This window comes from Robiginitalea sediminis, from assembly GCF_002198115.1.
GTDB classification, from domain to species: Bacteria; Bacteroidota; Bacteroidia; order Flavobacteriales; family Flavobacteriaceae; genus Robiginitalea; species Robiginitalea sediminis.
The window spans coordinates 500,369-526,821 of sequence record NZ_NGNR01000001.1; the positions used below are offsets into that span (position 1 = coordinate 500,369).

Genomic DNA, 26,453 nt, shown 5'->3' on the forward strand with positions numbered 1-26,453 from the left:
GGCGCGCCATGCGGCGCACCGACCAGAGAGTCACCGCTCCTGCAAATGCAAAACCTCCGCTTCGCTGTCGCGAACCGAGTTTTTTTGCGCCTGTCAGAAAAAAGAAGCAAGCTTCGTTTTCTTCCCAGCACAAAAAAACCCCGCACGTTTGTGCGGGGTTTTGCGCTTGATGTGGTCCCACCTGGGCTCGAACCAGGGACCCTCTGATTATGAGTCAGATGCTCTAACCAACTGAGCTATAGGACCCGGATTCGCTGAAGCGAATCAATGTTAAAATTCCAAAATCCAAATTCCAAGTAGCGGATGTGGGTTTTGGAGCAGGCAAAATTAGCACTATTTTGCTAGCGCTGCAACTGCCTGGATGCTATTCTGCGGGGGCTTCCTGGCAGAGTTCCACCAGCACGCCGCCCGAGCTCTTCGGGTGGAGGAAGGCCACAAGTTTGTTGTCTGCCCCGCGTTTGGGGGTTTCGTTGAGCAGGATAAACCCCTCTGCTTTCAGCCGGGCCATCTCGGCATGGATGTCTTCCACGTCGAAGGCGATGTGGTGGATGCCCTCCCCTTTCCGCTCCAGGTACTTGGCGATGGGGCTGTCCGGGTTTGTGGCTTCCAGCAACTCAATCTTGTTGGGGCCGCTCTTGAAAAAGGAGGTCCTGACCCCTTCCGAGGCCACTTCTTCCATCTTGTAGGCAGGGGTACCCAACAGCTTTTCAAACAGGGCATTGGAGGCCTCCAGGTCCCGTACCGCGATTCCGAGGTGTTCGATTTTCCGCATGGCTCTAGGCTTCTCCTGACGAAAGTACGCCTTTTGTGCGTATTTTTGGGGCGTGGAAACCCAACGACAACGAAAAATTGCCGGGATAATCCAGCAGGACCTGGCAGACATCCTCCAACGCGCGGTAACCGACAGCGGCATGGGCGGGGTCATCCTGTCCGTTACCAAAGTCTACGTCACTACAGACCTGTCCATCGCGCGGGTTTATGTAAGCGTTTTTCCGGTAAAGGAGGCTATGCCCCTGCTTAACGGGATTATGGCTGCCGGCCCGCAGATCCGCCACGAGCTGGCGCGCCGCACCCGCCACCAGCTGCGCCGGGTACCCGAACTGGCCTTTTTCCTGGACGACTCCCTGGAATACATCGAACAGATCGAAAAATCACTGAAAGGCGGGGAAAACCCCATTGAAAACCGCGACCTGCTGGTGCGCCGCAAAAAGTCCTGAGGGTTGAATGTCGCGCTCTACATCGCCCGCAGGTATATCCGGTCCAAAAGCAGCCACAACGCTGTCAATATCATTAACGCCGTCACCTTTGCCGTAACGGTCATCGGGGCCGCGGCGCTCTTTATTGTGCTCTCGGGCTTTGCCGGCCTGAAGTCTTTCAGCCTGACCTTCAGCAATACCTTCGACCCGGATTTAAAGGCCGTTGCCGCGGCGGGGAAAACTTTTTCCGTAACAGGGGAGACCCTGGAGCAACTCAAAGAAGTCCCGGGGTTGGCCTCCTTTTCTCGGGAACTCGAGGAGCGGGTATACCTGACCCACCAGCAGAAGAGCATGATTGCTTACATTAAAGGGGTGGATGGGACCTACAACCAGACCACGGGCATAGACAGCACCATCTACATAGGCTTATGGGACCTGGACAACCAACAGGCAGTGGCCGGAATCGCCATTGCCAACCAACTGAACCTCTCCGTACAGAACTACCGCAGCCCCCTGATGGTCCTCGCGCCGAAACCCGGGGATGGGGGCCTCTCCCCCCAGGGCCTTGGGGACACGCCCTACAACCAGCTGCCTGCGGTGCTTAGCGGGGTATACCAGATCGAAGAAAACCTCGACAAAAAATACGTCTTTGCCAGCCTCCCCCTGGTACAGGCCATGCTGGAGCGGGACAGTACCCGGGTTAGCGGCATCAGTTTCAGGCTGCAGGAGGGCGCAGACGAAAAAACCGTGCGGGCGGCCCTAGGGGAGATCCTCGGGGAGCAGGCGCTGCTGCGCAACCGCAGGGAACTCAACCAGACCCTGTACCGGATGCTCAATACCGAAAACCTGGCTACCTACCTGATTTTCACCCTGGTGCTGATCATTGCCCTCTTCAATGTGGTAGGGGCCATAATCATGATGATCCTGGACAAGCAGCTGCACATCCGCACCCTTTACGCCCTTGGGCTTACCGTAGAGCAGCTGCGGCGGATCTACTTCCTGCAGGGGCTGCTGGTTACCGCGTCGGGCGGGGCCATTGGGGTGCTCATCGGCGGCGGGCTTATCGCCTCCCAACTCGCATTCGGGTGGTTGAAAATAACGCCTTCCCTGGCGTATCCGGTAGAATTCAGGTGGGGCAATGTCCTGTTGGTGCTGGTGACCATCTTTGTCCTCGGGGTGATTGCCTCCAGGATTGCCAGCAACCGCATCAGCAAAAAACGCCTGGACCTTTAAGCAAAGGCATAGTCGGCAAAAGCCTCCAGGGCCTCGTCCATGGCGGCAAAGACTTCCGAAGCCTCGTCGCTGGTCACCATTTTGCTCCGGTACGGTTTAAAGTTGGGGATTCCCTTGAAGTAGTTGCTGTAGTGGCGACGGGTTTCCAGGACCCCGAGCTTCTCCCCCTTCCAGTCGATGGCCATTTGCAGGTGGCGGCGTGCTGCTTCCACCCGGGTAGCCATGTCCGGTGGAGGCAGGTGCTCCCCTGTCGCAATAAAGTGTTTCACCTCCCGGAAAAACCAGGGATACCCAATGGATGCCCTGCCAATCATGGCCCCGTCCAGGCCATACGCGTCCCGCATGCGGACGGCTGCCTCCGGGGTGTCCACATCGCCATTGCCAAAGACCGGGATGTGCATCCTGGGGTTGTTTTTCACCTCCGCGATGGGCTTCCAGTCTGCATGGCCCTTATACATCTGCACCCGGGTGCGCCCGTGGATGGAGATTGCCTGGATGCCCACATCCTGCAGGCGTTCGGCCACCTCCACGATCCGGATGGAATTGTGGTCCCAGCCCAGGCGGGTCTTAACGGTGACCGGCAGGTGGGTCCTTTTCACCATGGCCTCGGTGAGCTTTACCATCAGGGGGATGTCCCTGAGGATGCCGGCCCCGGCGTTCTTGCAGACCACTTTCTTGACCGGGCAGCCAAAGTTGATGTCGATGATGTCCGGACCCGTGGCCGTGACAATATCGATGGCCTGTAGCATAGAGTCCATTTCGGCCCCGAAGATCTGTATCCCGATGGGGCGCTCCTTTTCATAAATGTCCAGCTTGATCACGCTCTTGGCCGCATCGCGGATCAGGCCCTCCGAGGAGATGAACTCCGTGTACATCAGGTCTGCCCCCTGTTCCTTGCACAAGGTTCGGAATGGCGGGTCGCTGACATCCTCCATGGGCGCCAGGAGCAAAGGGAAATCCGGCAATTCAACGGCACCTATCTTAACCATTTACAGGGTGTTAGGGTTTGGAGGGCAAAAGTATAAAATCAAAAGGAAACCGCAGTGCGCACCGTTTCGGCTCCCCGTTTGACCACCACGGTGGTGGAATCGCCCGGAGCAAAGGCCGAAAGGGCCCTCATGTAGCTCATCATGTCGGTAACGGTGCTGTCGCCCAGCTGGATGACGATATCCCCTTTCTGCAGGCCGGCCTTCTGAGCCGCTTTGTCTTCGCTCACCCCATCTATGCGCATGCCCTCCCCGCCGAAGAGGTAATCCGGCACAACACCCAGGGCCACTTTAAACCGGGGCACCTCCTCGCTCTCGTTTTTGGTTTTGCGGAAGGCTACCTCCTGCTGGGCTTCCATGGCCCGGACCACGTTAAAAAGGTAATCGGTTATCTGCTCCATGCCCTGGTAGTTAAGCGTTTCGGCATCATCCGAAGGGCGGTGGTAGTCCTCGTGCTGCCCGGTGAAAAAATGCAGTACCGGGATATCCTGGAGGTAAAATGAAGTGTGGTCGGAAGGGCCCACCCCGGACTCCTTCAGCACGAGATTAAACCCGGGGTTCTGGGAGTTCAGGACCTGGTTCCAGATAGGGCTGGTGCCGGTGCCGCTTATGGAGAGCGTGCTGTCCTGGCGGAGGCGGCCCACCATATCGAAGTTGAGCATATAGGGCACCTGGTCCAGGCCCAGGGTCGGGTTCTTGGCGAAGTAGTTGGAGCCCAACAGGCCCATCTCCTCCCCGGAGAACGAAATAAAAAGGTAGTTGTCCCGGGCCTCGGGCCAAGCCGACAGGCGCTGGGCCAGCTGCAGCAGGACCGCAACCCCGCTGGCATTGTCGTCGGCCCCGTTGTGGATGGCTGGTTCGCCCCGGTGGAGGGAGCCTTCGCCCCCCATCCCGAGGTGGTCGTAATGGGCACCAATCACCACGGTACGGGCACCGCCATTGTCGAGGAGGCCCACGATATTGACCCCGGCGATACTGCTGTCTCCCGTGGCTCCGAAAGCGACTTCGGCATGCGGGTCCTTGCGGGGCTGGAAGGTAAAGGACTGCCGGTAGGTCTGGTCTGCCCCGGCCGGGACAAGGCCGAGGGCTTTAAACCGGCCCTCCAGGTATTCCGCCGCCATAAGGGCGCCCTCGGTGCCGGTTTCACGCCCCATCAACGAATCGGAAGCGAGGATACGAACGTCCTCCTGAAGGGTTACCTCCCGGGGCGCTTCGATCTTACAGGCCGCTGCCAGCAGCAGAATTCCCGCAAAAAGATTATAATACTTCATGGCTTTCCTTCTATTTTTGTTCAAAATTACACAACCTATGAGAATCTCAGTCCTTTTGCTGGCCCTTGTTGTCCTGGCCAGTTGCAAACAGGAGCCCAAGGGCACCGAACCTGCCGTTGCAGGCGATAACCCCATGGCCATGAGTTCGGATACCCTGATCTACCCCGGGGAAACCCATTTCAAATCCATCCGGCAGGTCACCTTTGGGGGGGACAATGCCGAAGCATACTGGAGCTTTGACGACAGCAAACTCATTTTTCAATCCAACTATGCCAAATGGGGGCTGGAATGCGACCAGATGTTTATCATGGGGGTAAACGAGACCTTCCAGGACCACATGCCCCCCATGGCCAGTACCGGCCTGGGGCGCACCACCTGCGGGTATTTCCTTCCGGATAACGAGCATGTGCTGTATGCCTCCACCCACCTGCGGGACAGCCTCTGCCCCGAAGTGCCCCTGCGCATGAACGGGAAATACGTGTGGCCGGTTTACGATTCCTTCGACATTTTTGTGGCAGACCTCGAAGGGAACATCACCGCCCAGCTCACAGACGAGCCGGGCTACGACGCCGAGGCCACGGTTTCGCCGAAAGGTGACAAAATCGTGTTTACCTCAGACCGCAGCGGAGACCTGGAGCTCTACACCATGAACCTGGACGGCTCCGGGGTAACGCAGATTACGGACGAACTCGGCTATGACGGGGGTGCCTTCTTCTCCCCGGACGGCAGCCAGATCATCTTCCGTGCGTCCCGCCCGAAAACCGAAGCCGAAATTGAGGAATACAAAAACCTGCTGGCAGATGGCCTGGTACAACCCACCAATATGGAGCTGTTTATCTGCAATGCCGACGGGTCGGACCTGCGCCAGCTCACCTTCCTGGGCAACGCCAACTGGTGCCCCTTTTTCCACCCGGACGGGGACAGGGTGCTGTTTGCCAGTAATTTTGAGGCAGACGGCGGCTTCCCCTTCAACCTGTACATGATCAATACGGACGGGACCGGGCTGCAGCGGGTGACCCACGGGAAGACATTTGACGCCTTCCCGGTGTTCTCCAACGACGGCAAGCACCTGATCTTTTCCAGCAACCGCAACAATGGCGGCACTCGCGACACGAATTTGTTTATAGCCGAGTGGCAGGATTGATACGCATATCGCGTATCTTTGCGCCCAATTTAATCGCACCATGAAGCATATCCGGAACTTCTGCATCATCGCCCACATCGACCACGGGAAGAGTACCCTGGCCGACAGGCTGCTGGACCATACCGGTTCGGTAACCGAACGCGAGAAGCAGGACCAGCTCCTGGATAGCATGGACCTGGAGCGCGAGCGCGGCATTACCATCAAGAGCCACGCTATCCAGATGGAGTATGTCTATCAGGGGGAAACCTATATCCTGAACCTGATCGACACCCCGGGCCACGTGGATTTCAGCTACGAGGTGTCCCGGTCCATCGCGGCCTGCGAAGGGGCGCTGCTGGTGGTGGACGCCGCCCAGAGCATCCAGGCCCAGACCATCTCCAACCTCTACCTGGCCCTGGAGAACGACCTGGAGATCATCCCGGTGCTCAACAAGGTAGACCTGCCCAGTGCCAACCCCGAGGAAGTAACGGACGACATCGTAGACCTGTTGGGCTGCAAACCCGAAGAGGTTATCCCGGCCAGCGCCAAGACCGGCCTGGGGGTAGATATCATCCTGGCGGCCATCATTGATCGCATCCCCGCCCCCAAGGGCAACCCGGAGGCTCCGCTGCAGGCACTGGTCTTCGACTCCGTCTATAACCCTTTTCGAGGGGTGGAGACCTATTTCCGGGTCATCAATGGAAAAATCCGCAAAGGGCAGCATATTAAATTCGTGGCCACAGGCCGGAAATACTATGCCGACGAGGTGGGCACCCTGAAACTGCGGCAACAGCCCAAAAACGAAATCGGAACGGGGGACGTAGGCTACCTCATCACGGGCATCAAGGATGCGCGGGAGGTGAAGGTGGGGGACACCATTACCGATGCCCAGAACCCCACCCAGGAGGCCATTGCGGGCTTCGAGGACGTCAAGCCAATGGTTTTCGCGGGGATCTACCCGGTAGACACCGAGGACTTTGAGGAATTGCGCTCCTCCATGGAAAAACTCCAGCTCAACGACGCTTCCCTGGTCTTTACCGCCGAAAGCAGCGCCGCCCTCGGCTTCGGGTTCCGGTGCGGCTTCCTGGGGATGCTCCACATGGAGATCATACAGGAGCGCCTGGAGCGGGAGTTCGATATGACGGTCATTACCACCGTCCCCAACGTGAGCTACCTGGCCTATACCGCCAAGGACCCGGAGACCCCGGTGGTGGTCAACAACCCCTCGGACCTGCCGGACCCTTCCACCCTGAGCCGGGTGGAGGAGCCCTACATAAAAGCTACGATCATTACCAAGGCCGATTACGTAGGCAACGTCATGTCTTTGTGCATTGACAAACGCGGGCAGATTACCAACCAGACCTACCTGACGCAGGACCGGGTAGAACTGAGTTTCGACATGCCCCTGGCGGAGATCGTCTTCGACTTCTACGACCGACTCAAAACCGTTTCCCGCGGTTACGCCTCCTTCGACTACAGCCCCATTGGCATGCGCACCTCCAAACTGGTACGGGTAGATATCCTGCTCAACGGACAAATGGTGGATGCCCTCTCCGCCCTGGTGCACTTCGACAACGCCCAGCACATCGGGAAGAAAATGTGCGAGAAGCTTAAGGAGCTCATCCCGCGCCAGCAATTCGATATCCCCATCCAGGCGGCTATCGGCGCCAAGATCATATCCCGGGAGACCATCAAGGCCCTCCGCAAGGATGTGACGGCCAAGTGTTACGGGGGAGATATTTCCCGAAAACGGAAACTGTTGGAAAAACAGAAAAAAGGGAAAAAACGCATGCGCCAGGTGGGCAATGTGGAAATCCCCCAGCAGGCCTTTATGGCGGTGCTGAAACTGAACGACTAGATCCGGGCTTTTCTGTGGGATTTTAACAGGTGGGGCTGGCAGGTTTTTCTTACTTTTGAGGCCTAACCCCCGGCCTTCACATGACGCCCCATATTGCCCATTTTACCGCCCGCCACCGCATTGTCCAGGTGGTTCAGAATTCCATCTTTATCTGGCATCAGGAAAGCGGAGGGGTAGACCCTGAGCTCCTGGCCGAGAAGATCCGCCGGGAGGCTGCCATCCCTTTTTTCAGGCTGCTTGCCGGGTCGGGTTACCCATTGGAAGAGAAGGATATTGTCGTGACCGTGCACCGGGCCGAAGCCTTTAAAGGCTAGCTCCTGGTTTTCCGTAAAGGGTTACCACCTGGCCGGACCCCTGTTTGGCGTCCAGTTCCTCCCCCATATACACCAGTTTGAAGCCTTCTTCGATAACGCCATTGGTGCGCATATAAGAGGGGATGATGTGCAACTCCCCTTCCGGGTCCTTGATAAAGAGGGGGCAGCTGAACTCCTGCCCATCTATGCGCCTGAGGAAAGCGTTGAGCTGGCTGGAGTCGCGAACTTCTATTTCGTGGATGGCGGGATTCTTCCGGACGGCTTCCATAAGGGTCACAAAATCGTCTTTCTGGGAAAACAGTTCGTGTCTTTCCCTGGATTCCTCGTCCCCCACCTCGTCCGGGTCCACAATCCGGAACGACCCGTTTTCCCCGAACTGGTCCCTGAACTTATCGATGGCGTACTTGTTGATGTCCGCATTGGGGGTCATAGCGATGAGGTAGCCCACATCGGTCAGTTCCAGGTTATCCGTAAGGGTATCGGAAAAGATGTTGGCCGTGAAGGCCTCCAGGCCCAGGCTTTTGGCCTTTTCGATATTGGTGGGGTTGTTGTCTATCACCACCACATGGCGGTCGTTACGTTGCAGGTACTGGGCAATGAGGCGGGAAGCTTTGGAGGCGCCTATAATCAGGATGCCCTCCGACTTCTTGAGGAATACGCCCACCATCCGTGCAAAGGGCCGGGCCGTGGTGGCGTTGAGCAGGACCGTTCCCAGCACAATGGTGAAGACCAGGGGGGTGATGTACTCCGCCCCCGGCTCCCCGCGCGCCAGGAGTTTGGAGCCGAACAGGGAGGCAATCCCCGCGGCAACAATCCCGCGGGGGCCCACCCAGCTGATAAACAGTTTCTCATTGCGCTTCAGGTCCGAGCCATAGGTACTGAGAAACACCCCTATAGGCCTGATGATGAAGACAATAATCCCGAACAGCAGGGCCGTCTGCCAGGTATACATCAGCTGCATATCCTCCAGGTTGATGTTGGCGGCGAGCAAAATAAAGAGGATGGAGATAAGCAGGACGCTGAGGGACTCCTTGAAATACAGCAGCTCCTTAATGTTTGGCAGGTCCATGTTACCCATCACCAGGCCCATGACCACCACTGCCAGCAGGCCGGATTCGTGGGCAAAGAGGTCCGATTCTACAAAAACCAGCAGAACCACCGAAAGCGACACCACGTTGAGCAGGTAATGGGGGATCAGGTTCTTCTTTATGGCAAAGGCGAGCCCGTGCGCAAAGGTGAAGCCGAAGGTAAAGCCGAAAAGCAGGATCTTCCCGAATTCGATGAGCGCCGTTTTGGTGTAGGCCTGGCCTTCCCCAACACTGATGAATTCAAAAACCAGTACCGCCACCAGGGCGCCGATGGGGTCAATCAGGATGCCCTCCCATTTCAGGATGGCAGAGACATCCTTTTTCAGGGGGATATTGCGGAGGATGGGGGTTATAACCGTGGGGCCGGTAACGATGATCAGCGCGCTGAACAGGAAAGACATCTGCCAGCTGAGCCCGAAGATAAAATGGGCTGCCACCCCGGCACAGAAAAACGTAACCACCGTGCCCAGCGTGATAAGCTTGGTAATGGCAGGGCCCACATTCGAGACCTCGGAACGCTTCAGGGTGAGGCCGCCTTCAAAGAGGATAATGCTAATAGCCAGGGAAACAAAATAATACAGGCCCTCCCCGGGAAACAAGCCTTTGCTCCCGTTCCAGATAGGCTCTATGAGTTTGGTCCCGTCTTCGGTATAAAGGGTCGATACCGGGCCTACCAGCAGCCCGATCAGGATGAGCGGCAGGATGGCCGGGAGTTTGAGCCTCCAGGCCAGCCATTGGGCAAAGATGCCAAGTATTATGATTCCCGCCAGTTCTAACATAGCCGCTGCTTTTCAAAGGGCATAGTTCCCAAAAATAAACAAATGACCGGATCGGGCACCCTGCAACCGCCCTTAGTTTGCCCCTTTTGCCAGGAAACGGGCCGGAAAGCAGGAAAGGCGGCCCGGTTTTAAGGCGCCTCCACCAAAAACTTTGTTAATCGGCTCCCGGGTCGTCCGGACAATTCGTAATTTGCATGCGGCTAATTCAATCCATGACGCTTTACCCCATCGAGACCGGAAACTTCAAGCTGGACGGCGGAGCCATGTTCGGCGTCGTTCCCAAAAGCCTGTGGTCCCGGACCAACCCGGCCGATGCGAACAACATGATTGACCTGGCGGCCCGCTCCCTGCTCATAGAAGACGGCAACCGGCTTATCCTGATCGATGCCGGGATGGGGGACAAGCAAAGCGAAAAGTTTTTCGGCTATTATTATCCCTGGGGCGAACACACCCTGGATAAGTCCCTGCGGCAGGCAGGGTTCCACCGGGACGACATTACCGACGTCTTCCTCACCCACCTGCACTTTGACCATTGCGGGGGGAGTATCCGGTGGAATGCAGCCCGCACCGGCTATGAACCGGCCTTCCCGAATGCCGTTTTCTGGTCCAACCAGGAGCACTGGGAGTGGGCCACCAACCCAAATGCCCGGGAGAAGGCCTCTTTCCTGAAAGAAAACATCCTGCCCATGGAAGAAAGCGGACAACTGCGATTTGTCCCGAGGGAGGGGAAACCCTACCAGGAGGATTCCCCCCTGGGTTTCGGGATTCTCTTTGCAGACGGACACACCGACAAGCAGATGATCCCGCATATCCGCTATAAAGGAAAAACAGTCGTATTTATGGCAGATTTACTGCCTACCGTTGGCCATATCCCGCTGCCCTACGTGATGGGGTACGACACCCGCCCCCTGCTGACCCTGGGGGAGAAGGAGGCCTTCCTGAACCGGGCGGCCAGCGAGTACTTTGTGCTGTTTTTGGAACACGATGCCCATAACCCCTGCTGTACCCTGAAGCATACCGAAAAAGGCGTACGGCTCGATGAACGTTTCGAATTCGATGAGTGGTTTTCATAATACCGTAACCCCCCTTGCCCTCGGGTTGCTTCTGGTGCTGGGCTGTGCCGGGGAGGCGCAACAAAGCCGGGACCTCCTCCCGGAAGGCACCTTTACCCCGGGTATAGAAGGGCCGGCCACAGACGCCGACGGCAACATCTATGCCGTCAATTTTGCCGAAGAAGGAACTGTTGGGCGCGTATCCCCGGATGGAGAGGCCACCCTCTACCTCCGCCTCCCGGAAGGCAGTATTGGTAACGGTATACAGTTCGATGCCGGGGGGAATATGTATATCGCGGATTACATGGGCCACAAGGTGTACCGGAAACCCGCATCGGGCGGAGCCCTGGAGGTATGGGCCGAAGATGCCCGGATGAACCAGCCCAACGACCTGTGTATCCGGGCCGATGGAACGATCTACCTCAGCGACCCCAACTGGGCCGAAAGTACCGGGAACCTCTGGCGGGTGACCCCGGAGCGACAGGTGGAGCTGCTTGAGGCAGATATAGGGACCACCAACGGGATTACCCTGAGCCCGGATGGCACGTACCTGTATGTAAACGAATCGGTGCAGCGCAGCGTCTGGCGGTATGGGGTGCAGGCCGACGGGCGCCTGGGTAAGCGGGAGCTGCTCATCCAATTTCCCGATTTCGGGATGGACGGCATGCGCTGCGACATAGAAGGAAATATCTACATTGCCCGATACGACAAGGGCACTATAGCCTTAGTGAGCCCCGAGGGGGAATTGCTGCGGGAATACCCGTTAACGGGGAAAAAGCCTAGTAACCTTACCTTTGGCGGGCCCGACGGGAAGACGGTATACGTCACCCTGGCGGACCGCGGTTGTTTTGAAACCTTTACTGCCCCGCACGCCGGGGCCTTTATCCATATTAACCTGACAAAATGAGAGCATATTCCTTTCGCAGGGCGGCCTTCTGGGGCCTGCCCCTATCCCTGGTCCTGAGCGGCTGCGGTGCCACCCAGCTGGTGAGCACCCCCATTGAAAACATCGACAGCGTCCCGCTGAAAATAACGGAACTCACGGAGGCCGAACAGCAGCGCTGGCAACATGCCGACCTGCGGCAGGACACCATCCCCGGCATGAGCGTAGACCGCGCCTACAAGGAAGTGGTGGGCAACCGCAAGGGGAAAACCGTAGTCGTAGCCGTATTGGATTCCGGGATCGACCTGGAACACGAAGACCTGAAAGCTGTGCTATGGACCAATAAAGGGGAGAAGCCCGGCAATGGGAAGGACGACGATGGCAATGGGTTTGTGGACGATATCCACGGGTATAACTTCCTGGGCGAGTCCTACCACGAACAACTGGAAATGGCCCGGATCCTGCGCCTGGGCCTGGGAGATGCGAGCCTGCAGCAACGCGCCCGGGCAAACCTGGAGAAGGATGCCGCCGAAGCGGCCTCCAACAAACAGCAGTACGAGCAAATCCTGCAGGCGGTCCGCAATGCCGATGCTGCGGTAAAAGCGCACCTCGGTAAGGAAACCTACACGGAGGAAGAGCTCCGCGCCATCAAAACCTCCGACCCCCAGCTGCAACAGAGTGTGGGGATCCTGGGGCAGATGTATGCCTATGCAGACAGCATCCCGGAGGTCCTGGAAGAACTGACCGAAGGCGTGACCTATTTCACCAACCAGCTCAACTACCACCTCAACCTGGAGTTCAATGGCAGGGAAAGTGTTGGGGACAACCCCTATGACCTCACGGATACGGATTATGGAAACGGGAATCCGCGAATCCGGGCTGAAGATGAATCCCACGGCACCCACGTAGCCGGTATTATTGCTGCCGTAAGGGGCAATGGTGTCGGGATGGATGGGGTCGCCCAGAATGTTCAGATCATGAGCGTGCGGATGGTGCCGGACGGGGATGAGTACGACAAAGACGTGGCCCTGGCCATCCGGTATGCCGCAGACAACGGGGCAAAGATCATCAATGCCAGCTTTGGCAAGTCCTTCTCGCCCAATGCCGAATGGGTTTACGATGCCATCCGGTATGCTGCGGAAAAGGATGTGCTTATCATCCATGCTGCAGGAAATGACGGGCTGGACCTGGACCGGCCGGAAAACCCCAATTTCCCCAACGACCAGAAAGGCACTGGCCCTGAAATAGCCGACAATGTTATTACGGTTGGCTCCCTGGATGCCGCCTACGGCTCCCGGATGGTCTCTTCCTTCTCCAATTACGGGACTTCCAATGTGGATATTTTTGCTCCCGGCGGGCAGATTTATTCCACCATGCCCGGAAACGAGTACAAATTGCAGGGCGGCACCTCCATGGCAGCTCCGGCAGTGAGCGGGGTTGCAGCCATGGTCCGGTCCCTGTACCCTTCCCTGACAGCTTCGCAGGTGAAAAAAATCATCCTGCAGTCTGGCCTTGCGGTCAGGCCCAACGTGGTCCTGGGCGGGGATGCCAACAATACCAAGGCCTTTAGCGAGGTTTCGAAATCCGGACGGATCGCCAACCTGTACAACGCCCTGATTATGGCCGAAAAATGGGATAAAGGAACCCTCGAACCTTAAAATCTGTTTTTGAGATGCGACAGCTATTCTTGATTTGCCTGCTGGCCGGCTTTCAGGCCGTTTCCCAGGGGAACAACACCTACTGGCAACAACACGCCGACTACTACATGGAGGTGGACATGGATGTGGAGACGTTTCGGTACTCCGGGAACCAAAAGCTGGTTTACACCAACCATTCCCCGGACACCCTTACCCGCGTGTTTTACCATATGTACTTCAACGCTTTCCAGCCGGGGAGCGAAATGGATCTCCGCCTGCAGAGCATTGAGGACCCGGACGGCCGGATGACCGAAAACGGCAAAAGCCGCATTGCCGACCTGGATGAAGATGAAATAGGATTCCTCCGGGCCACTTCCCTCACCCAGGACGGAAAGGCCGTGCGCCATGCCCTCGAGGGTACGGTCCTGGTGGTAGACCTGGCCTCCCCCATCCTTCCCGGGGGAAAAACCCAGTTCGATATGGCCTTCCAGGGGCAGGTGCCCCTGCAAATCCGCCGTTCGGGCCGCAACAACCGGGAAGGGGTAGCCCTTTCGATGAGCCAGTGGTACCCGAAAATGGCGGAATACGATTTTGAAGGCTGGCACGCAGACCCCTACATTGCCCGCGAATTCCACGGCGTGTGGGCCGATTTCGAATTGAAACTCACCCTAGACAAAGACTACGTGGTGGGCGGCACGGGATACCTGCAGAACCCCCAGGAAATCGGGCACGGGTACGAGGCCCCGGGATCGGAGGTCAAACGCCCCAGGGGCCAGACTCTGACCTGGCATTTCAAGGCCCCAAAGGTCCACGACTTTATGTGGGCGGCAGACCCGGAATACCGGCACGACACCCTGGAAACCCCCTCGGGCACAACCCTGCACTTCTATTACAAGGACAAGCCGGAGCTGTTGGAAAACTGGAAAAACCTGCAGGAAAAAACGGCTGCAGCACTTGACTTTTTCAACCGCAATATCGGACCCTACCCCTATGAACAATACTCCGTGGTACAGGGGGGAGACGGCGGCATGGAGTATGCCATGAGCACCCTCATTACCGGGGAACGGTCCTTTGAAAGCCTGGTTGGGGTTATGGTCCACGAAATGGCCCACTCCTGGTTCCAGCACGTGCTGGCTACCAACGAGTCCAAACACGAATGGATGGATGAAGGGTTCACCTCCTTTATCTCCGCACTCTGTATGGACGCCATCATGGAGCGCCAGCGGGAAAACCCGTTCCAGGGCTCCTACACCGGATACAGGCGGCTGGCCCAGTCCGGGCGGGAACAACCCCTCACCACCCACGCAGACCGGTATGCCTTTAACACCGGTTACGGGATTTCTGCCTACAGTAAGGGCGCGGTTTTCCTCGCTCAGCTGGGGTATGTCATCGGGCAGGAAGACCTGATGAAGACCATCCGCCGGTACTATCAGGATTTCCGGTTTAAACACCCCGTACCCAACGACATCATCCGGACAGCGGAGAAAGTAAGCGGCATGCAGCTACACTGGTACCTGACCGACTGGGCCCAGACCACCAACACTATCGATTACGCGGTAAAAAGCGTGGCCGATTCCGGGGGTAAAACCCAGGTTTCCCTGGAGCGGATCGGGCTGATGCCCATGCCTGTGGATGTCCTGGTTGTGCTTAAGGACGGTACCCGCCAAAGCTACTACATGCCCCTGAGGATGATGCGGGGGGAGAAAGCCAATCCCTATGCGGGAATCCCGCGGACGGTTCTGGAAGACTGGCCCTGGGCCCAGCCTGCGTACACCTTTGAGATGGATGTGCCCCTGGAACAGGTCCAGGCGGTGGTGATAGACCCCTCCGGCCTTATGGCAGACATCGCCCTGGAAAACAATTCCTGGCAGGCCCAGGATTAGTCCGGGCGGGTAGACCTACGCTCAAACCAGAACAGCCCCTGGTAATCCGGGTTGCGGGCCGCGCGCTCGCGGTTGGTCAGCACCAGGTGGGTGCGGTCTTTCCTGCGGCTGCGGAAGCCCAGGAGATGGAATATCGGCTTGCTGAAGAAGCGAGCGATGCGCAAATCCACCAGGAGGGTATCGCTGCCCTTTGACGCCCATTTTACCCCGGGAAGGGCTACCAGGATATCCTGGAAGCGGAACCGGCGGAGCCATGCGGAGAACCTCAGGGCCCAGGAAGGCGTCCTGCGGATGAGGAAGAACCCCTCTTCGCCCTGTTTCTGGTAAAGCGGCATAAAAAGCATCCCCTTTTTCCGCATGTACACCGGCTGGCCCTGGTCGTGGGCCAGGAGCTTGCCCTTGTCTACCTTCTGAAAACTCTTAAAGCCCCGGACCATGCGGAAGCCGGAGGCGTCTTCCAGGCCATGGCGGTGGAAGACTTCGTAGAAATGGTGGTCTCCTTCTGCCGCTTCCCGCAGGCGGATGAGGCGCTGCCCCAGCTCCGGAAAGGCTTCTTCGGGCCACAGGCCGCTGTATGCCAGGGACAGCCAAAGGAAATCCTCTGCGCAGCGGACGGCTTCCGGGTCGTCGTGCTGGCCGGATTCAAAACCCAGGGAGACGTACCCCAATTCGTTGATATAGCTCAGCAATGGGCCCTCCAGGTACTCTTCGATCCCGAGGATGACCGGCACGGGAAACAGACTGGAAAACTTCCGGTTGATCACCGCATCGTTAATGGTAATAAACGGGAGGGTTTCGCTTGAGGTGGTGTGCAGGTCTATGAAATAGAAGGGGGGCTGGTGTTGCTCCAGTATTTCCCAGACCCATTCGTACAATTCCACCAGTTCATTCTCTTCGCGGTTCCGCTCCGGAGCGGGCTTACTGCGGATCCATTCCATGGTGTCCCTCCTCCAGATACGGTTCAGGTCCTGGTCGATGTAGCGCACCTTGTGCAGGAGCCCCGGCAGGTTGCCGCGCAGGGCGATAAACGTGCCCTGTTCCGGTTTCATGTCCTGCTTTTCCAGGGACTCACAAACAGCCTCAAGGGCTTGTACCCCGGCGGGTTCATTCCCGTGAATGCCGCCGAAACATACCAAGGTGGGCCCGGGTTTTCCGGATTGGAAGCGCCCTATGAGCCGGTCCAGGGCGCCGGGGGCCCGGGTTGTGCTTGGAGTCGTTGCGGTATCGCTACGTAAAGTCATTCGTCGTGAGGATTCCCACCAGGGTGTCTCCTTCCAAAACCGGAAGCGAGCTGATCCCGTGGGCTTGCATAAGGCTGCGGGCTTCTTCGGCAGAAGCGTCCCTCCCGATGGTAATCGGGTCGGACCGCATCAGGTCCCGGATACCGGTGTGATAGATTTCGGGTTTCTCGGATATTTCGGAAACATCGGCCCAACTGAGCAGGCCGGTGAGGCGGTTTCGCGTGTCCAGAACAGGCAGGTGGTGGAAGTGGTTCCATTTCATGATGGCCACTACCAGGGCCGCACTGTCCTCTTCCTGGGCCGTGACGATGCGCGTGCTCATCAGGTCGGAGACCCGCGGGGCCTTCAGGTGGTCCGGGGATTGCCCGCGACAGGTGTTTTTCCAGGCATCTACGGGATAGCCCTTAAAAGCCCGCTCGAATAGGCAACAGGTGAGTTTCCGGAGCGCCTCCGGGGCGTTGAGGTCGCGACGCAGTTGGCGGTAGGTCTGTACCATCCATTCCGAGCCGTTGTGGCTCCGGATGCGGTTTTCAATAACCTTCAGGTAGCGTTCGGCATCCTTCCGGTCTACCCCGGCCCGGTCCAGTCCCTGGTAGGCCATGGGCAGGAAGAAGTCGAGTAACAGCTCCCGGGCCGGAACAATTTTACCGTCCCAGTGGAACTGTGCCCCCATCCCGTAGCGGGCCGCATTGAAAAAGTTCTTTTTGGCATCCCTGAAATCCATCTTGCCGGCAATGTCTTCCCAGGCTTTGGGCCGGCCGTACATAATGCCCACCCACAGCATCATGTTGGCTATTTCGTCTGAAGTTGTGGGTCCTGAAGGCAGGTATCGGTTCTCAATACGCAGGTGGGGAACCCCATTGCCGCGTCCGTAGCAGAGCCGGTTCCATGGGTAGACCGTCCCATTGTGCAGGTTCAGGGCTTCCAGTTTGGGGGTCTCCCCCGCCTGGAGTTGCTCCAAACTGTTTTGGTCTTCGAAATCCGTGGAGATCAGGCTCCGGAAGCGCACGATGGATTTTTTGAAAAAGTCTGCGGCCGTGCCCGAAGCCCATGCTGTTCCAAAACCCACCCGCGGCTCCCGCTCGTTGAGCAGGAAGGTGCTGCGGCGTGTATCCACACTTTGGGTAAAGAGGGCGATCCGGGTCTCCTCCCAGAGCTCCCGCCCCATGAGCATGGGGGAATTGGTGCTGATGCTCAGGACAGGGCCCGAAATGGCCTGGGCCCAGTTATAGGTGTCTGCAAAGGTATCCGGGTCTATCTGCAAATGGGCCTGGAAACTGGTGTTGCACCCCTCGTACATAATGGAATCGTGGTGCAGGTTAACCTCATCGACCCCTTTAATCTTGACTTCCACATCTGCCTCCCGCACCTTCTTGATGGCGTTGTTAAGGGTCTTGTACCGGTTGGCCGGGGTCATATAGTCGTCGGAAAGGTGGCGGGTTCCTATAGTGGGCAGAATCCCGGTAAGTACAATGTTGTTCCGGTGTTTCTCCGCCACCGACTGGGCATAATTAAGCAGGCGGTTGAGTTGCTCGTGCATCTGGCTGAAACAGGTCCCCTTAAGGGGTAGGGGGTCCAGGTTGGCTTCAAGGTTGTAGCGGGTAAGCTCGGAGGTGAAATGTGGGTCCTCGATGTCCTTGAGCACTTCCACGGCCTGGGTGGAGGGTTCCCAGTGGTCGGTAACCAGGCAGAACTCCTGTTCGGCCCCTATGTGCATCTGGCTCCGGTCAATAAGGCCTTGCTCCAGCATTTGCTCGAGGGCCGCAATATCCGTCAGAAGGCGGTGGAAATAGCGCTCGCGCTCCTCCTGCCCGTCTAACGGTTTAACTGCCATGGTTCCCATGTAACTGCGGTTTTAGAGGTGGCACCGGTTACCCACCGGACCCGTAATGGGCAATTTACATCCTCACCAGACGGTTTAATATGATAATTATCACCCGCTTGTGCCCTGGAAATATTGCTATTTTTGGGCATGGACTCCATGCGCTTCCCCAAATCTGAAAAGCTCACCCACAAAGCATTGTGGGAGGCGGCATTCCTCGAGGGGAAAACCGTTAAGGCCTATCCCTTAAGACTGAGCTTCCTCCCTGCGGAAATGCCCCCTGGGGTACGCTGCCAGGCCGGCTTTGCCGTTCCGAAACGGAAATTCAGGAACGCCACCGACCGGAACAGGATCAAACGCATCATGCGGGAGGCGTACCGCAAGGAGAAGGGCCGGCTTTTTAACAATACGAAAGGACAGTATGCGTTGGTATTTTTATACCTTGGAAAAGAGCTGCCCGAGTCCCGGATTGTTGAAAAGCGCATGCGGGAAGTGCTGGGAAAAATTGAATCGTATGAAGAAGCTGTTGAAGACTAGAGTGCTGGTGCCCGTGGCCGCACTCCTCATTTTTGCAGGGACCACTGCCTTTAAAACCGACTTTTTTGAGGTTGCCAAACAAATCGAGATTTTCACCACCCTGTTCAAGGAGCTGAACATGAACTACGTGGATGAAACCAACCCGGCAGCCCTCATGGATACTGCCATAAAAAACATGCTTTCGGAGCTGGACCCCTACACGGTGTTCCTCAATGAACAGGATGTGGAGGCTTACAAAATCAGCAACGCCGGGGAGTACTCCGGCATAGGCGCCCTGGTGCGGTCCTACGACGACCGCCTGGTGGTTGTAGAGCCCTACAAGGGGTATCCGGCGGACCTGGCCGGCCTGAAAGCAGGCGATGAGATCATCCGTATCGGGGATGTGGATGTGGCCGATTTCAGGGATGACGCCGTGGAGCTGCTCAAAGGAGCTTCGGATTCGAAGGTTGCCGTTACCTACCGCCGGCAGGGGGAGGTGCGCACTGCGGAGGTCTCCCGCTCCGGGATTGAGGTGGACGCCGTTCCCTTTTACCGCATGGCCGACGCCAAAACTGGGTATATCGTGCTGTCCCGCTTTAACTCCAAGGCCTCGGCACAGACCCGTGAAGCCCTTCAGGATTTGAAAGGGCAGGGAGCCGAGCGCATTATTCTGGATTTGCGCAACAACCCGGGCGGGCTGTTGAGCGAAGCTGTGAATGTGACCAACCTGTTTGTTCCCAAAGGGGAGCTGATTGTAACCACCAAATCCAAGGTGAAGAAATTCAATCAAACCTACAAGACCCGAAACCAGGCCGAAGACACGGAAATCCCGCTCGTAGTCCTGGTCAATGGCCGCAGCGCTTCGGCAAGCGAAATCGTCTCCGGGAGCCTGCAGGACCTGGACCGGGCCGTGGTCATCGGCGCGCGCAGCTTCGGTAAAGGCCTGGTGCAACGGCCCCTGAAGCTTACCTATGGCACCCAGCTCAAAGTAACCATAAGCCGTTACTACACCCCTTCCGGACGCTGCATCCAGGCCCTGGACTACTGGAACCGGGACGAAAGCGGGAAGGCGGTACGAAATACGGATTACCAGGAATTCCGCACCCGAAATGGCCGGAAGGTCACAGACGGGGGCGGGGTGGTTCCGGATGTCGAGATCGCGGAAATGCAGGCCAATGACCTTACCCGGGCCCTGGTGGACAACCATGTGGTCTTCGACTACGCCACCCGTTTTTACTACAACAACACCCTGGAAAATCCGGACTCCTTCGAGCTGAGTCCTGAACAGTACAACGACTTTGTGGCCTTTGTAGGCCAGAGCGATTTCAATTTCGAAACCAAGACCGAAACCGCCCTGCGCCAGGCCCTTACAGCCCGGGAATCCCTTGTCTTTAACGAGGCTGTAGAACAGGATTTCCGCAAGTTGCTCCTGCAAATCGAAAAGCGCAAAACAGAGGCGTTGCAGACCTATTCCACTGAAATTTCGAGGGAACTGGAAGATGAAATCATTACCCGATACCACTACCGGGAAGGGCTCTATGAATCCCTGCTCAGCCGGGACCCGGCCATCCTCACCGCCCGGGAACTGCTAGGAAACCCCCAGCAATATGCCAAAATCCTACAGTAGGCGGACCCTCTCCGCCCTTTTAACTGCTTTACTGCTCGGGTTCGGGCTCTCGGCCCAAAAAGACCCCGGGGTATCCCTGGTGGTCCTCGGAAACGTGCAGGACGGGGGCTCGCCCCATATTGGGTGTGTCCGTGAGTGTTGCGCCGGACTTACCCCGGCCAAGGCCGACGACCGCCGCGTGGTTTCCCTTGGGCTCGTAGACCACGGCCAGGGGCAAACCTACCTTTTCGAAGCTACCCCGGACATAGGCGCCCAACTGCGTGACTTACGGGAATACTCAGGGACGCCCCTGCCCGCGGGTATTTTTCTGACCCATGCGCATATTGGCCACTACGCCGGCCTGCAGTTCCTCGGAAGGGAGGCGCTTAATGCCCCGGGCGTACCGGTATATGCGCTCCCCAGGATGGAAAGCTACCTTCGGGAAAACGGCCCGTGGGGGCAGCTGGTTTCCCTGGGAAATATCGCCCTGCGCCCCCTGGGTCTGAAAAATCCCATTGCCCTTGGGCCGGATATCCAGGTGGAGGCCATTGCCGTGCCGCACCGGGACGAGTATTCGGAAACGGCGGGGTTCCTGATACGGGGCCCTTCCAAAAGCGCCCTCTTCATCCCGGATATCGACAAATGGGAACGGTGGGGGGAATCCCTGTCCGCCATCCTTGCCGAAGTAGACTACGCATTTTTAGACGCCACCTTTTACGATGCCGTCGAAGTGGGCTACCGGGATATCTCCGAAATCCCCCACCCCCTGGTAACCGAAACCCAATCCCTTTTGCAGGACCTGCCCCCCGGGGAAAAGGCAAAGGTCTATTTTATCCACATGAATCACACCAACCCCCTGCTCGATGCCTCCAGCCCTGAAACACGCCAAACAGAACAGGCGGGGTACCACGTAGCGCGCCGGGGTCAAACTTTCTCCCTCTGAATGGATGCCGCGCAGCTAAACGGCCCTGTGGCCGAGGCTTTGGGGTACCCCGTAAAAGCGATTCGTAGGGTAAGCGGGGGCGATATCGCGCAGGCCTTTCGGGTTGAGACGACCAAAGGCACCTGTTTCCTGAAAGTGTTGGAGGGAACTAATGCGAGGCAAGCCCTGGAAGCTGAGAAAGACGGGCTACTGGCCCTGGGGCGGAGTGGAATCATCCGGACACCCGAAATAGTAGGCCTGCACCCCCTGGAGGGGGGCTGGGGCCTGTTCCTGGAATTTATCCCTTCCCGCCAGGGAAGTGCTGCGGAGTTCAGGGATTTCGGCCGCAGACTCGCCGCCCTGCATTCAGAAGAGGCCGCCGCCTTCGGATGGGAGCGGAACACGTATATAGGTCCCCTCCTCCAGGAGAACGGTCCGCAGCAAAACTGGGCCCGGTTCTATACCCACAAGCGGCTGATGCCCCAGTACCACAGTGCACTTGCCCAAGGGCTCCTCGGCACCGGCGACCTTCCGGGGCCGGAGCATGTTGTCCGCTGGCTGGAAGGGCATACGGCAGAGGTGCGGCCTTCCCTGCTCCACGGTGACCTCTGGGCTGGTAATTTCCTGTTTTCCGAACAAGGGGATGCGGTCCTGATTGACCCCGCTGTTTATGCCGGGCATTCGGAAGTGGACCTCGCCATGACCAGGCTCTTTGGCGGGTTTCCACCGGACTTCTACCAGGGCTACCACGAGGTCCTTCCGGCCCAACCCGGCCTGGAAGAGCGTTTGCCCGCCTATCAGTTATACTACCTTTTGGTCCATCTGAACCTCTTTGGGGGCGCTTACCGCGAGGGGGTGCGCCAGATCGGAAGCCGGCTCTTCGGGCTGTAGCGGCAAAATCCATACATTTAGGGAAAATAGCCGCCCAATGACCCTCCTTCATTCCCGTATTTGGTTTTTGGCCATTCCCGCACTGGTGTTGGTGTCCTGTTCGCCCAATTCCGAAAGCCAACGTTCCGGGTCCGATGCCTATGTTACCTGGTCCAGTTACCTGGGGGACGACGGGCGCAGCCATTTCAGCACCCTCGACGGGATTACCCCTGAAAACGTGACCCGCCTGGAAGTGGCCTGGACCTACCAGAGCCCGGACTTCGGGCAAATGCAGATGAGCCCCCTGGTGGTCGATACTGTGTTGTACGGGGTAACTGCTGCGCTACGTGCCTTTGCCCTGGATGCGCGCACAGGGGAACCGCTCTGGGTCTTTGGGAACAGCCTTAAGGTGTGGCACTCCACCAGCAGGGGCGTGAGCTATTGGAGGGATGGGGAAGACCGGCGTATTTTCTACACCATGGGGTCGGACCTGTGGGCGCTGGACGCCGGTACCGGCAAGCCCATCTCCACCTTCGGGGATCACGGCAAAATTGACCTTCGTTCCGGCCTGCCGGAATCGGCCCGGGAGAAGTTCGTGATTTCCAATACGCCGGGGACCATTTTCAAAGACCTGATCATTATGCCGCTGCGGGTATCGGAAAGTACGGGGGCGCCTCCCGGCGATATAATGGCCTTTAATGTACGCACCGGCGCCCTGGAGTGGGTCTTCCATACTCTTCCGGGTGTTGGGCAGCCCGGGAGCGAGACCTGGGGCACCACAGATGTTCGGAACAACCCCCTGGTGGGGGCGGCCAACAACTGGGCCGGGATGGCGGTAGACCCGGAGCGGGAACTCCTGTTTGTGCCCACCGGATCTGCCGCCCCGGACTTCTATGGGGGGGTCCGCAACGGCCAGAACCTCTATGCCAATACCCTCCTGGCCCTGGATGCGAATACAGGCAGCCTAAAATGGCATTTTCAATTTACCCACCACGACATCTGGGACCGGGACCCCCCTGCTCCCCCCAACCTGATAACCGTGGAGCGCAGTGGTCGGAAAATCCCGGCCGTGGCCCAGGTCACCAAACAAGGTTATGTGTACGTTTTTCACCGGGAAACCGGGGAGCCTTTATTCGAGATAGAAGAGCGACCCGTGCCGGCTTCGACGCTTGCTGGGGAATCGGCCTGGCCCACCCAACCACTTCCGGTTAAACCGGCGCCCTTTGCCCGCCAATCCCAGAACATGGGTCCGGAAGACATCAGCCCCTATGCGCCGGACCAGGACTCCCTGCTGGCGCTTATGGAGCAGGCCGATAAACGCCAATACGCCCCCCCGGGGCTGGACCCGGTATTCCTCCTGCCCGGATACGACGGGGCTGCCGAATGGGGCGGAGCCGGGGCAGATCCGGAGCGCGGAATCCTCTATGTCAATTCCAATGAAATGGCCTGGATCCTGCAGATGCGGCAGACCCCTGCACAAACTGCGGATCTGCCCCGGGGCGAGCAGGCCTACCAGACCTACTGTGCCATTTGCCACCAGGCAGACCGAAGCGGGATGCAGGCCAGCGGGTACCCCTCCCTCCTGGGGCTGGGCGGAAAATTCACCCCGGAACAAATTGGGGAGCAGATTACCAGGGGCAAGGGAATGATGCCAGGCTTCCCTCAAATAAACGAAGCAGACAAGGAGGCCCTTATTGCCTTTTTGCTAGAGCAGGAAGACAAGAAGGAGGTAGCTGAAAGCTCCGGGGAAGGAAGCAGCCTCCCGCCCCTGCCCTACCAGCACACGGGGTATCACAAGTTTTTGGATGCCAATGGCCTTCCTGGCATAGACCCTCCTTGGGGGACCCTTCATGCCATAGACCTCAACTCTGGGGAATACCTCTGGAGCACCACTCTCGGGGACACCCCTGAGCTGAAAGCCGAAGGGCACCCTCCCACTGGGTGCGAGAACTACGGGGGCCCGGTCATAACCGAAAACGGCCTGTTGTTTATTGCAGCCACCAAGGACGGGTTTTTCCGCGCCTTTAACCGGCACACCGGGCAGTTGCTCTGGGAGGTGGAACTCCCGGCGGCCTCCTTTGCCACCCCGGCCCTGTACGCCGCAGGAGGAAAAACCTATATTGCCCTGGCTTGCGGGGGCGAAAAACTGGGCACCCCTGCCGGAAATACGATTGTTGCATTTAGTATCCCTGAACCATGAAAAAGCCAATAAAAGTAGTCGTCGTAGGATGCGGGAATATGGGGACCAGCCATGCCCGGGCCTACCACCAACTGGAAGGATTTGAAATCGCAGGCCTGGTAAGCCGCCAACCCGAAAGCCGGGAGCGCCTTTCGAAAGAACTGGGCGGATACCCCACCTTCCCTACCCTCAGCGAGGCCCTTGCCGGCGGCCCGGTAGATGCCGTTTCGGTAAACACCTACCCGGACACCCATGAGGTTTTGGTGGAAGAAGCCTTAAACCATGGCTGCCACGTGTTTGTGGAGAAACCCCTGGCCCTGACCGTGGAGGCCTCCCAGCACCTGGTAGACCTGGCCCGAAACAAAGGCCTGAAAATGGTGGTTGGGTATATCCTGAGGGTGCACCCGGCCTGGGAAAAATTCGTGGAACTCGCGCGGGGGCTGGGCAAGCCCCTGGTGATGCGCATGAACCTGAACCAGCAGAGCTCGGGCCAGCAGTGGTATACCCATAAACAACTGATGCGCTCAATGTCTCCTATAGTAGACTGCGGGGTACATTATGTGGATATCATGTGCCTGATGACCCGGTCCAGGCCGGTTAGCGTAAGCGCCATTGGGGCGCGGCTCTCCGAAGAAATAGACACGGAGATGTACAACTATGGGCAGTTGCAGGTGCGTTTCGAAGACGGCTCCGTAGGGTGGTACGAGGCCGGGTGGGGACCCATGATGAGCGAAACAGCCTTTTTTGTAAAGGATGTTATCGGCCCTAAAGGCTGTGTTTCCATACAGGACTCGGAAAAAGGCGACTCCGACGATATTGAGGGCCACTCCAAAACGGGGAGCCTCCGGTTGCACCACAGCGCGCTGGACGGGTCCGGGCATTTCAGCCGGGAGGATGAAATCGTCAGTACGGCCGATGAGCCCGACCACGACGGGCTCTGCCTTTTGGAACAACAGCTGTTCCTCCGGGCCATCAGGGAGGACCTGGACATGGAGGACCACCTTACCGATGCGGTGAACAGCCTTAAAATAGTGCTGGCAGCCGATGCCTCGGCCCGAAGAGGAAAGACCATTTACCTGTAAGTAACCGACTGGTTTTAAATCGATTAATCTTATGTTAATCCTGGGGTAATTTTTGGAATTCCCAATTTTTTGGTTATATTATTTCACTATGATAAAACCGGAAAAACAAGAAAACCAGGAGTTACTCGAAAAGTCGATCGAACATTTGCAGGCCCGGGGCTTCCAGAATATCAAAGCCGATATGGAAGGCTATGAGACCCCGAAATCCTTTATCAAAAAAAGTACAGGAAACCCGGTGACCCCGGATATTACCGCCACCAAAAATGGGCGGAAATACCTGTTTGACTTAAGCCTGAAATCGGACGCGCCTAAAAAACTGAAGTCGAAATGGCTTTTTCTGGACACCCTCAGCCGCTTGAAGTCGGACCGGTTCCGCATCATCACCTTCCGAGGGCATTACAAGTTTACCAACACTCTGTTGCAGGAACTTAACCTTGGGAATAAAGAGCCTATTAAGATCAATTAAGAAGGCTTCTGCCGTATCATTTTAATGTGCGGGATCCCATCTTCCAGGTACTCCTCTCCTACGGCCCGGAAACCCAATTCCGCGTAAAACCGTCTTAGGTAGGATTGGGCGGAAAGGGCAATCTCTGTAGTGCCAAATCTCTTTTCGACGGCCTCCATGGTGGCGCGCATGATTTCCTTGGCCAACCCCAACCCCCGGTGTGACTCCCGGACAGAAACGCGGCCAATACTGGCCTGTTCCATATAGGCGCCCGGGGGAAAGGCGCGGGTATAAGCCGCGAGTTCCCCTTCCCGATATCCCAGGATGTGCAGGGCTTCCAGGTCCTTCCCATCAGGATCCAGATAAATACACTCTTGCTCCACCACAAAAACAGCACTGCGAAGTTGCAGCAAATCGTAGAGCTCAGATGGGGTTAAGGCCTCAAAGGTGCGGATCCGAATTTCCAT

Annotated in this window: 23 protein-coding genes and 1 tRNA gene; 16 read left to right on the forward strand and 8 right to left on the reverse strand. The window is 57.6% G+C overall.

Annotated elements, in window-relative coordinates; genetic code table 11:
• Window positions 1-172: 172 nt before the first annotated feature.
• Both CA832_RS02275 and mce read right to left on the reverse strand, forming a co-directional pair.
• A tRNA-Ile gene (locus CA832_RS02275) sits at window positions 173-246 on the reverse strand.
• A gap of 118 nt (window positions 247-364) precedes the next feature.
• A complete protein-coding gene (mce, locus tag CA832_RS02280; RefSeq protein WP_088339935.1) occupies window positions 365-772 on the reverse strand; it encodes a methylmalonyl-CoA epimerase in 408 nt (135 codons plus the stop codon).
• A gap of 52 nt (window positions 773-824) precedes the next feature.
• Between mce and rbfA the strand changes: the two genes are divergently transcribed.
• A complete protein-coding gene (gene rbfA, locus CA832_RS02285; RefSeq protein WP_088339936.1) occupies window positions 825-1,217 on the forward strand; it encodes a 30S ribosome-binding factor RbfA in 393 nt (130 codons plus the stop codon).
• Between the two features lie 3 nt (window positions 1,218-1,220).
• Window positions 1,221-2,429, forward strand: coding sequence for an ABC transporter permease (locus tag CA832_RS02290; RefSeq protein WP_088339937.1), 1,209 nt, complete (start codon window positions 1,221-1,223; stop codon window positions 2,427-2,429).
• Here CA832_RS02290 and dusB read toward each other — a convergent pair.
• Window positions 2,426-3,418 carry a tRNA dihydrouridine synthase DusB gene (gene dusB, locus CA832_RS02295; protein ID WP_088339938.1) on the reverse strand — a complete coding sequence of 331 codons (993 nt, stop codon included), beginning with the start codon at window positions 3,416-3,418 and terminating at the stop codon, window positions 2,426-2,428. The genes CA832_RS02290 and dusB overlap by 4 nt on opposite strands.
• A gap of 38 nt (window positions 3,419-3,456) precedes the next feature.
• Window positions 3,457-4,686 (reverse strand): M28 family peptidase, encoded by a 1,230-nt coding sequence (locus CA832_RS02300; RefSeq protein WP_088339939.1) that lies wholly within the window; start codon window positions 4,684-4,686, stop codon window positions 3,457-3,459.
• Window positions 4,687-4,723: 37 nt separating this feature from the next.
• Here CA832_RS02300 and CA832_RS02305 point away from each other — a divergent pair, with 37 nt between their 5' ends.
• From CA832_RS02305 to CA832_RS02315, 3 genes are all read left to right on the forward strand, one after another.
• Window positions 4,724-5,830, forward strand: coding sequence for a TolB family protein (locus CA832_RS02305; protein WP_088339940.1), 1,107 nt, complete (start codon window positions 4,724-4,726; stop codon window positions 5,828-5,830).
• 40 nt (window positions 5,831-5,870) lie between these two features.
• The gene (gene lepA, locus CA832_RS02310) at window positions 5,871-7,667 is read left to right on the forward strand and encodes a translation elongation factor 4 (protein WP_088339941.1); all 1,797 of its coding nucleotides are present in this window, start codon (window positions 5,871-5,873) and stop codon (window positions 7,665-7,667) included.
• An 80-nt stretch (window positions 7,668-7,747) separates the two neighbouring features.
• Window positions 7,748-7,981: a GTP-binding protein LepA gene (locus CA832_RS02315; RefSeq protein WP_088339942.1), complete on the forward strand. Its 234-nt coding sequence runs from the start codon at window positions 7,748-7,750 to the stop codon at window positions 7,979-7,981.
• On the opposite strand, the gene CA832_RS02320 is transcribed toward CA832_RS02315, so the two are convergent.
• Window positions 7,971-9,848 carry a cation:proton antiporter gene (locus CA832_RS02320; protein WP_088339943.1) on the reverse strand — a complete coding sequence of 626 codons (1,878 nt, stop codon included), beginning with the start codon at window positions 9,846-9,848 and terminating at the stop codon, window positions 7,971-7,973. The two genes, CA832_RS02315 and CA832_RS02320, sit on opposite strands and share 11 nt — an antisense overlap.
• Before the next feature lie 212 nt (window positions 9,849-10,060).
• Here CA832_RS02320 and CA832_RS02325 point away from each other — a divergent pair, with 212 nt between their 5' ends.
• The 4 genes from CA832_RS02325 to CA832_RS02340 are packed head-to-tail and all read left to right on the forward strand — an operon-like array spanning window position 10,061 to window position 15,303.
• Window positions 10,061-10,921 (forward strand): MBL fold metallo-hydrolase, encoded by an 861-nt coding sequence (locus CA832_RS02325; protein ID WP_088339944.1) that lies wholly within the window; start codon window positions 10,061-10,063, stop codon window positions 10,919-10,921.
• Window positions 10,905-11,807, forward strand: coding sequence for an SMP-30/gluconolactonase/LRE family protein (locus CA832_RS02330; RefSeq protein ID WP_088339945.1), 903 nt, complete (start codon window positions 10,905-10,907; stop codon window positions 11,805-11,807). The genes CA832_RS02325 and CA832_RS02330 overlap by 17 nt, the downstream gene beginning before the upstream one ends.
• Window positions 11,804-13,441, forward strand: a complete 1,638-nt coding sequence (locus CA832_RS02335; protein WP_088339946.1) for a S8 family peptidase — start codon at window positions 11,804-11,806, stop codon at window positions 13,439-13,441. The genes CA832_RS02330 and CA832_RS02335 overlap by 4 nt, the downstream gene beginning before the upstream one ends.
• A 14-nt stretch (window positions 13,442-13,455) precedes the next feature.
• Window positions 13,456-15,303: a M1 family metallopeptidase gene (locus tag CA832_RS02340; RefSeq protein ID WP_088339947.1), complete on the forward strand. Its 1,848-nt coding sequence runs from the start codon at window positions 13,456-13,458 to the stop codon at window positions 15,301-15,303.
• On the opposite strand, the gene CA832_RS02345 is transcribed toward CA832_RS02340, so the two are convergent.
• Window positions 15,300-16,544 (reverse strand): succinylglutamate desuccinylase/aspartoacylase family protein, encoded by a 1,245-nt coding sequence (locus tag CA832_RS02345; protein ID WP_088339948.1) that lies wholly within the window; start codon window positions 16,542-16,544, stop codon window positions 15,300-15,302. The genes CA832_RS02340 and CA832_RS02345 overlap by 4 nt on opposite strands.
• The gene (locus CA832_RS02350; protein WP_088339949.1) at window positions 16,531-18,387 is read right to left on the reverse strand and encodes a CBS domain-containing protein; all 1,857 of its coding nucleotides are present in this window, start codon (window positions 18,385-18,387) and stop codon (window positions 16,531-16,533) included. The genes CA832_RS02345 and CA832_RS02350 overlap by 14 nt, the downstream gene beginning before the upstream one ends.
• A gap of 129 nt (window positions 18,388-18,516) precedes the next feature.
• On the opposite strand from CA832_RS02350, the gene CA832_RS02355 reads away from it, so the two are divergent.
• From CA832_RS02355 to CA832_RS02385, 7 genes are all read left to right on the forward strand, one after another.
• Complete coding sequence (locus CA832_RS02355; protein WP_088339950.1) at window positions 18,517-18,903, forward strand: ribonuclease P protein component; 387 nt, start codon at window positions 18,517-18,519, stop codon at window positions 18,901-18,903.
• On the forward strand, window positions 18,881-20,509 hold the full coding sequence (locus tag CA832_RS02360; protein WP_088339951.1) for a S41 family peptidase: 1,629 nt from the start codon (window positions 18,881-18,883) through the stop codon (window positions 20,507-20,509). Before CA832_RS02355 ends, CA832_RS02360 begins: the two co-directional genes overlap by 23 nt.
• Window positions 20,490-21,431: an MBL fold metallo-hydrolase gene (locus CA832_RS02365; RefSeq protein WP_088339952.1), complete on the forward strand. Its 942-nt coding sequence runs from the start codon at window positions 20,490-20,492 to the stop codon at window positions 21,429-21,431. Before CA832_RS02360 ends, CA832_RS02365 begins: the two co-directional genes overlap by 20 nt.
• Window positions 21,432-22,301, forward strand: coding sequence for a fructosamine kinase family protein (locus tag CA832_RS02370; RefSeq protein ID WP_088339953.1), 870 nt, complete (start codon window positions 21,432-21,434; stop codon window positions 22,299-22,301).
• A 37-nt stretch (window positions 22,302-22,338) separates the two neighbouring features.
• The gene (locus tag CA832_RS02375) at window positions 22,339-24,480 is read left to right on the forward strand and encodes an outer membrane protein assembly factor BamB family protein (RefSeq protein ID WP_088339954.1); all 2,142 of its coding nucleotides are present in this window, start codon (window positions 22,339-22,341) and stop codon (window positions 24,478-24,480) included.
• Entirely contained in the window at window positions 24,477-25,541 is a 1,065-nt protein-coding gene (locus CA832_RS02380; RefSeq protein WP_088339955.1) for a Gfo/Idh/MocA family protein, read from the forward strand. The genes CA832_RS02375 and CA832_RS02380 overlap by 4 nt, the downstream gene beginning before the upstream one ends.
• Before the next feature lie 88 nt (window positions 25,542-25,629).
• Entirely contained in the window at window positions 25,630-26,007 is a 378-nt protein-coding gene (locus CA832_RS02385) for a hypothetical protein (protein ID WP_088339956.1), read from the forward strand.
• Here the strand turns inward: CA832_RS02385 and CA832_RS02390 are convergent.
• Window positions 26,004-26,453 carry a GNAT family N-acetyltransferase gene (locus CA832_RS02390; RefSeq protein ID WP_088339957.1) on the reverse strand — a complete coding sequence of 150 codons (450 nt, stop codon included), beginning with the start codon at window positions 26,451-26,453 and terminating at the stop codon, window positions 26,004-26,006. The genes CA832_RS02385 and CA832_RS02390 overlap by 4 nt on opposite strands.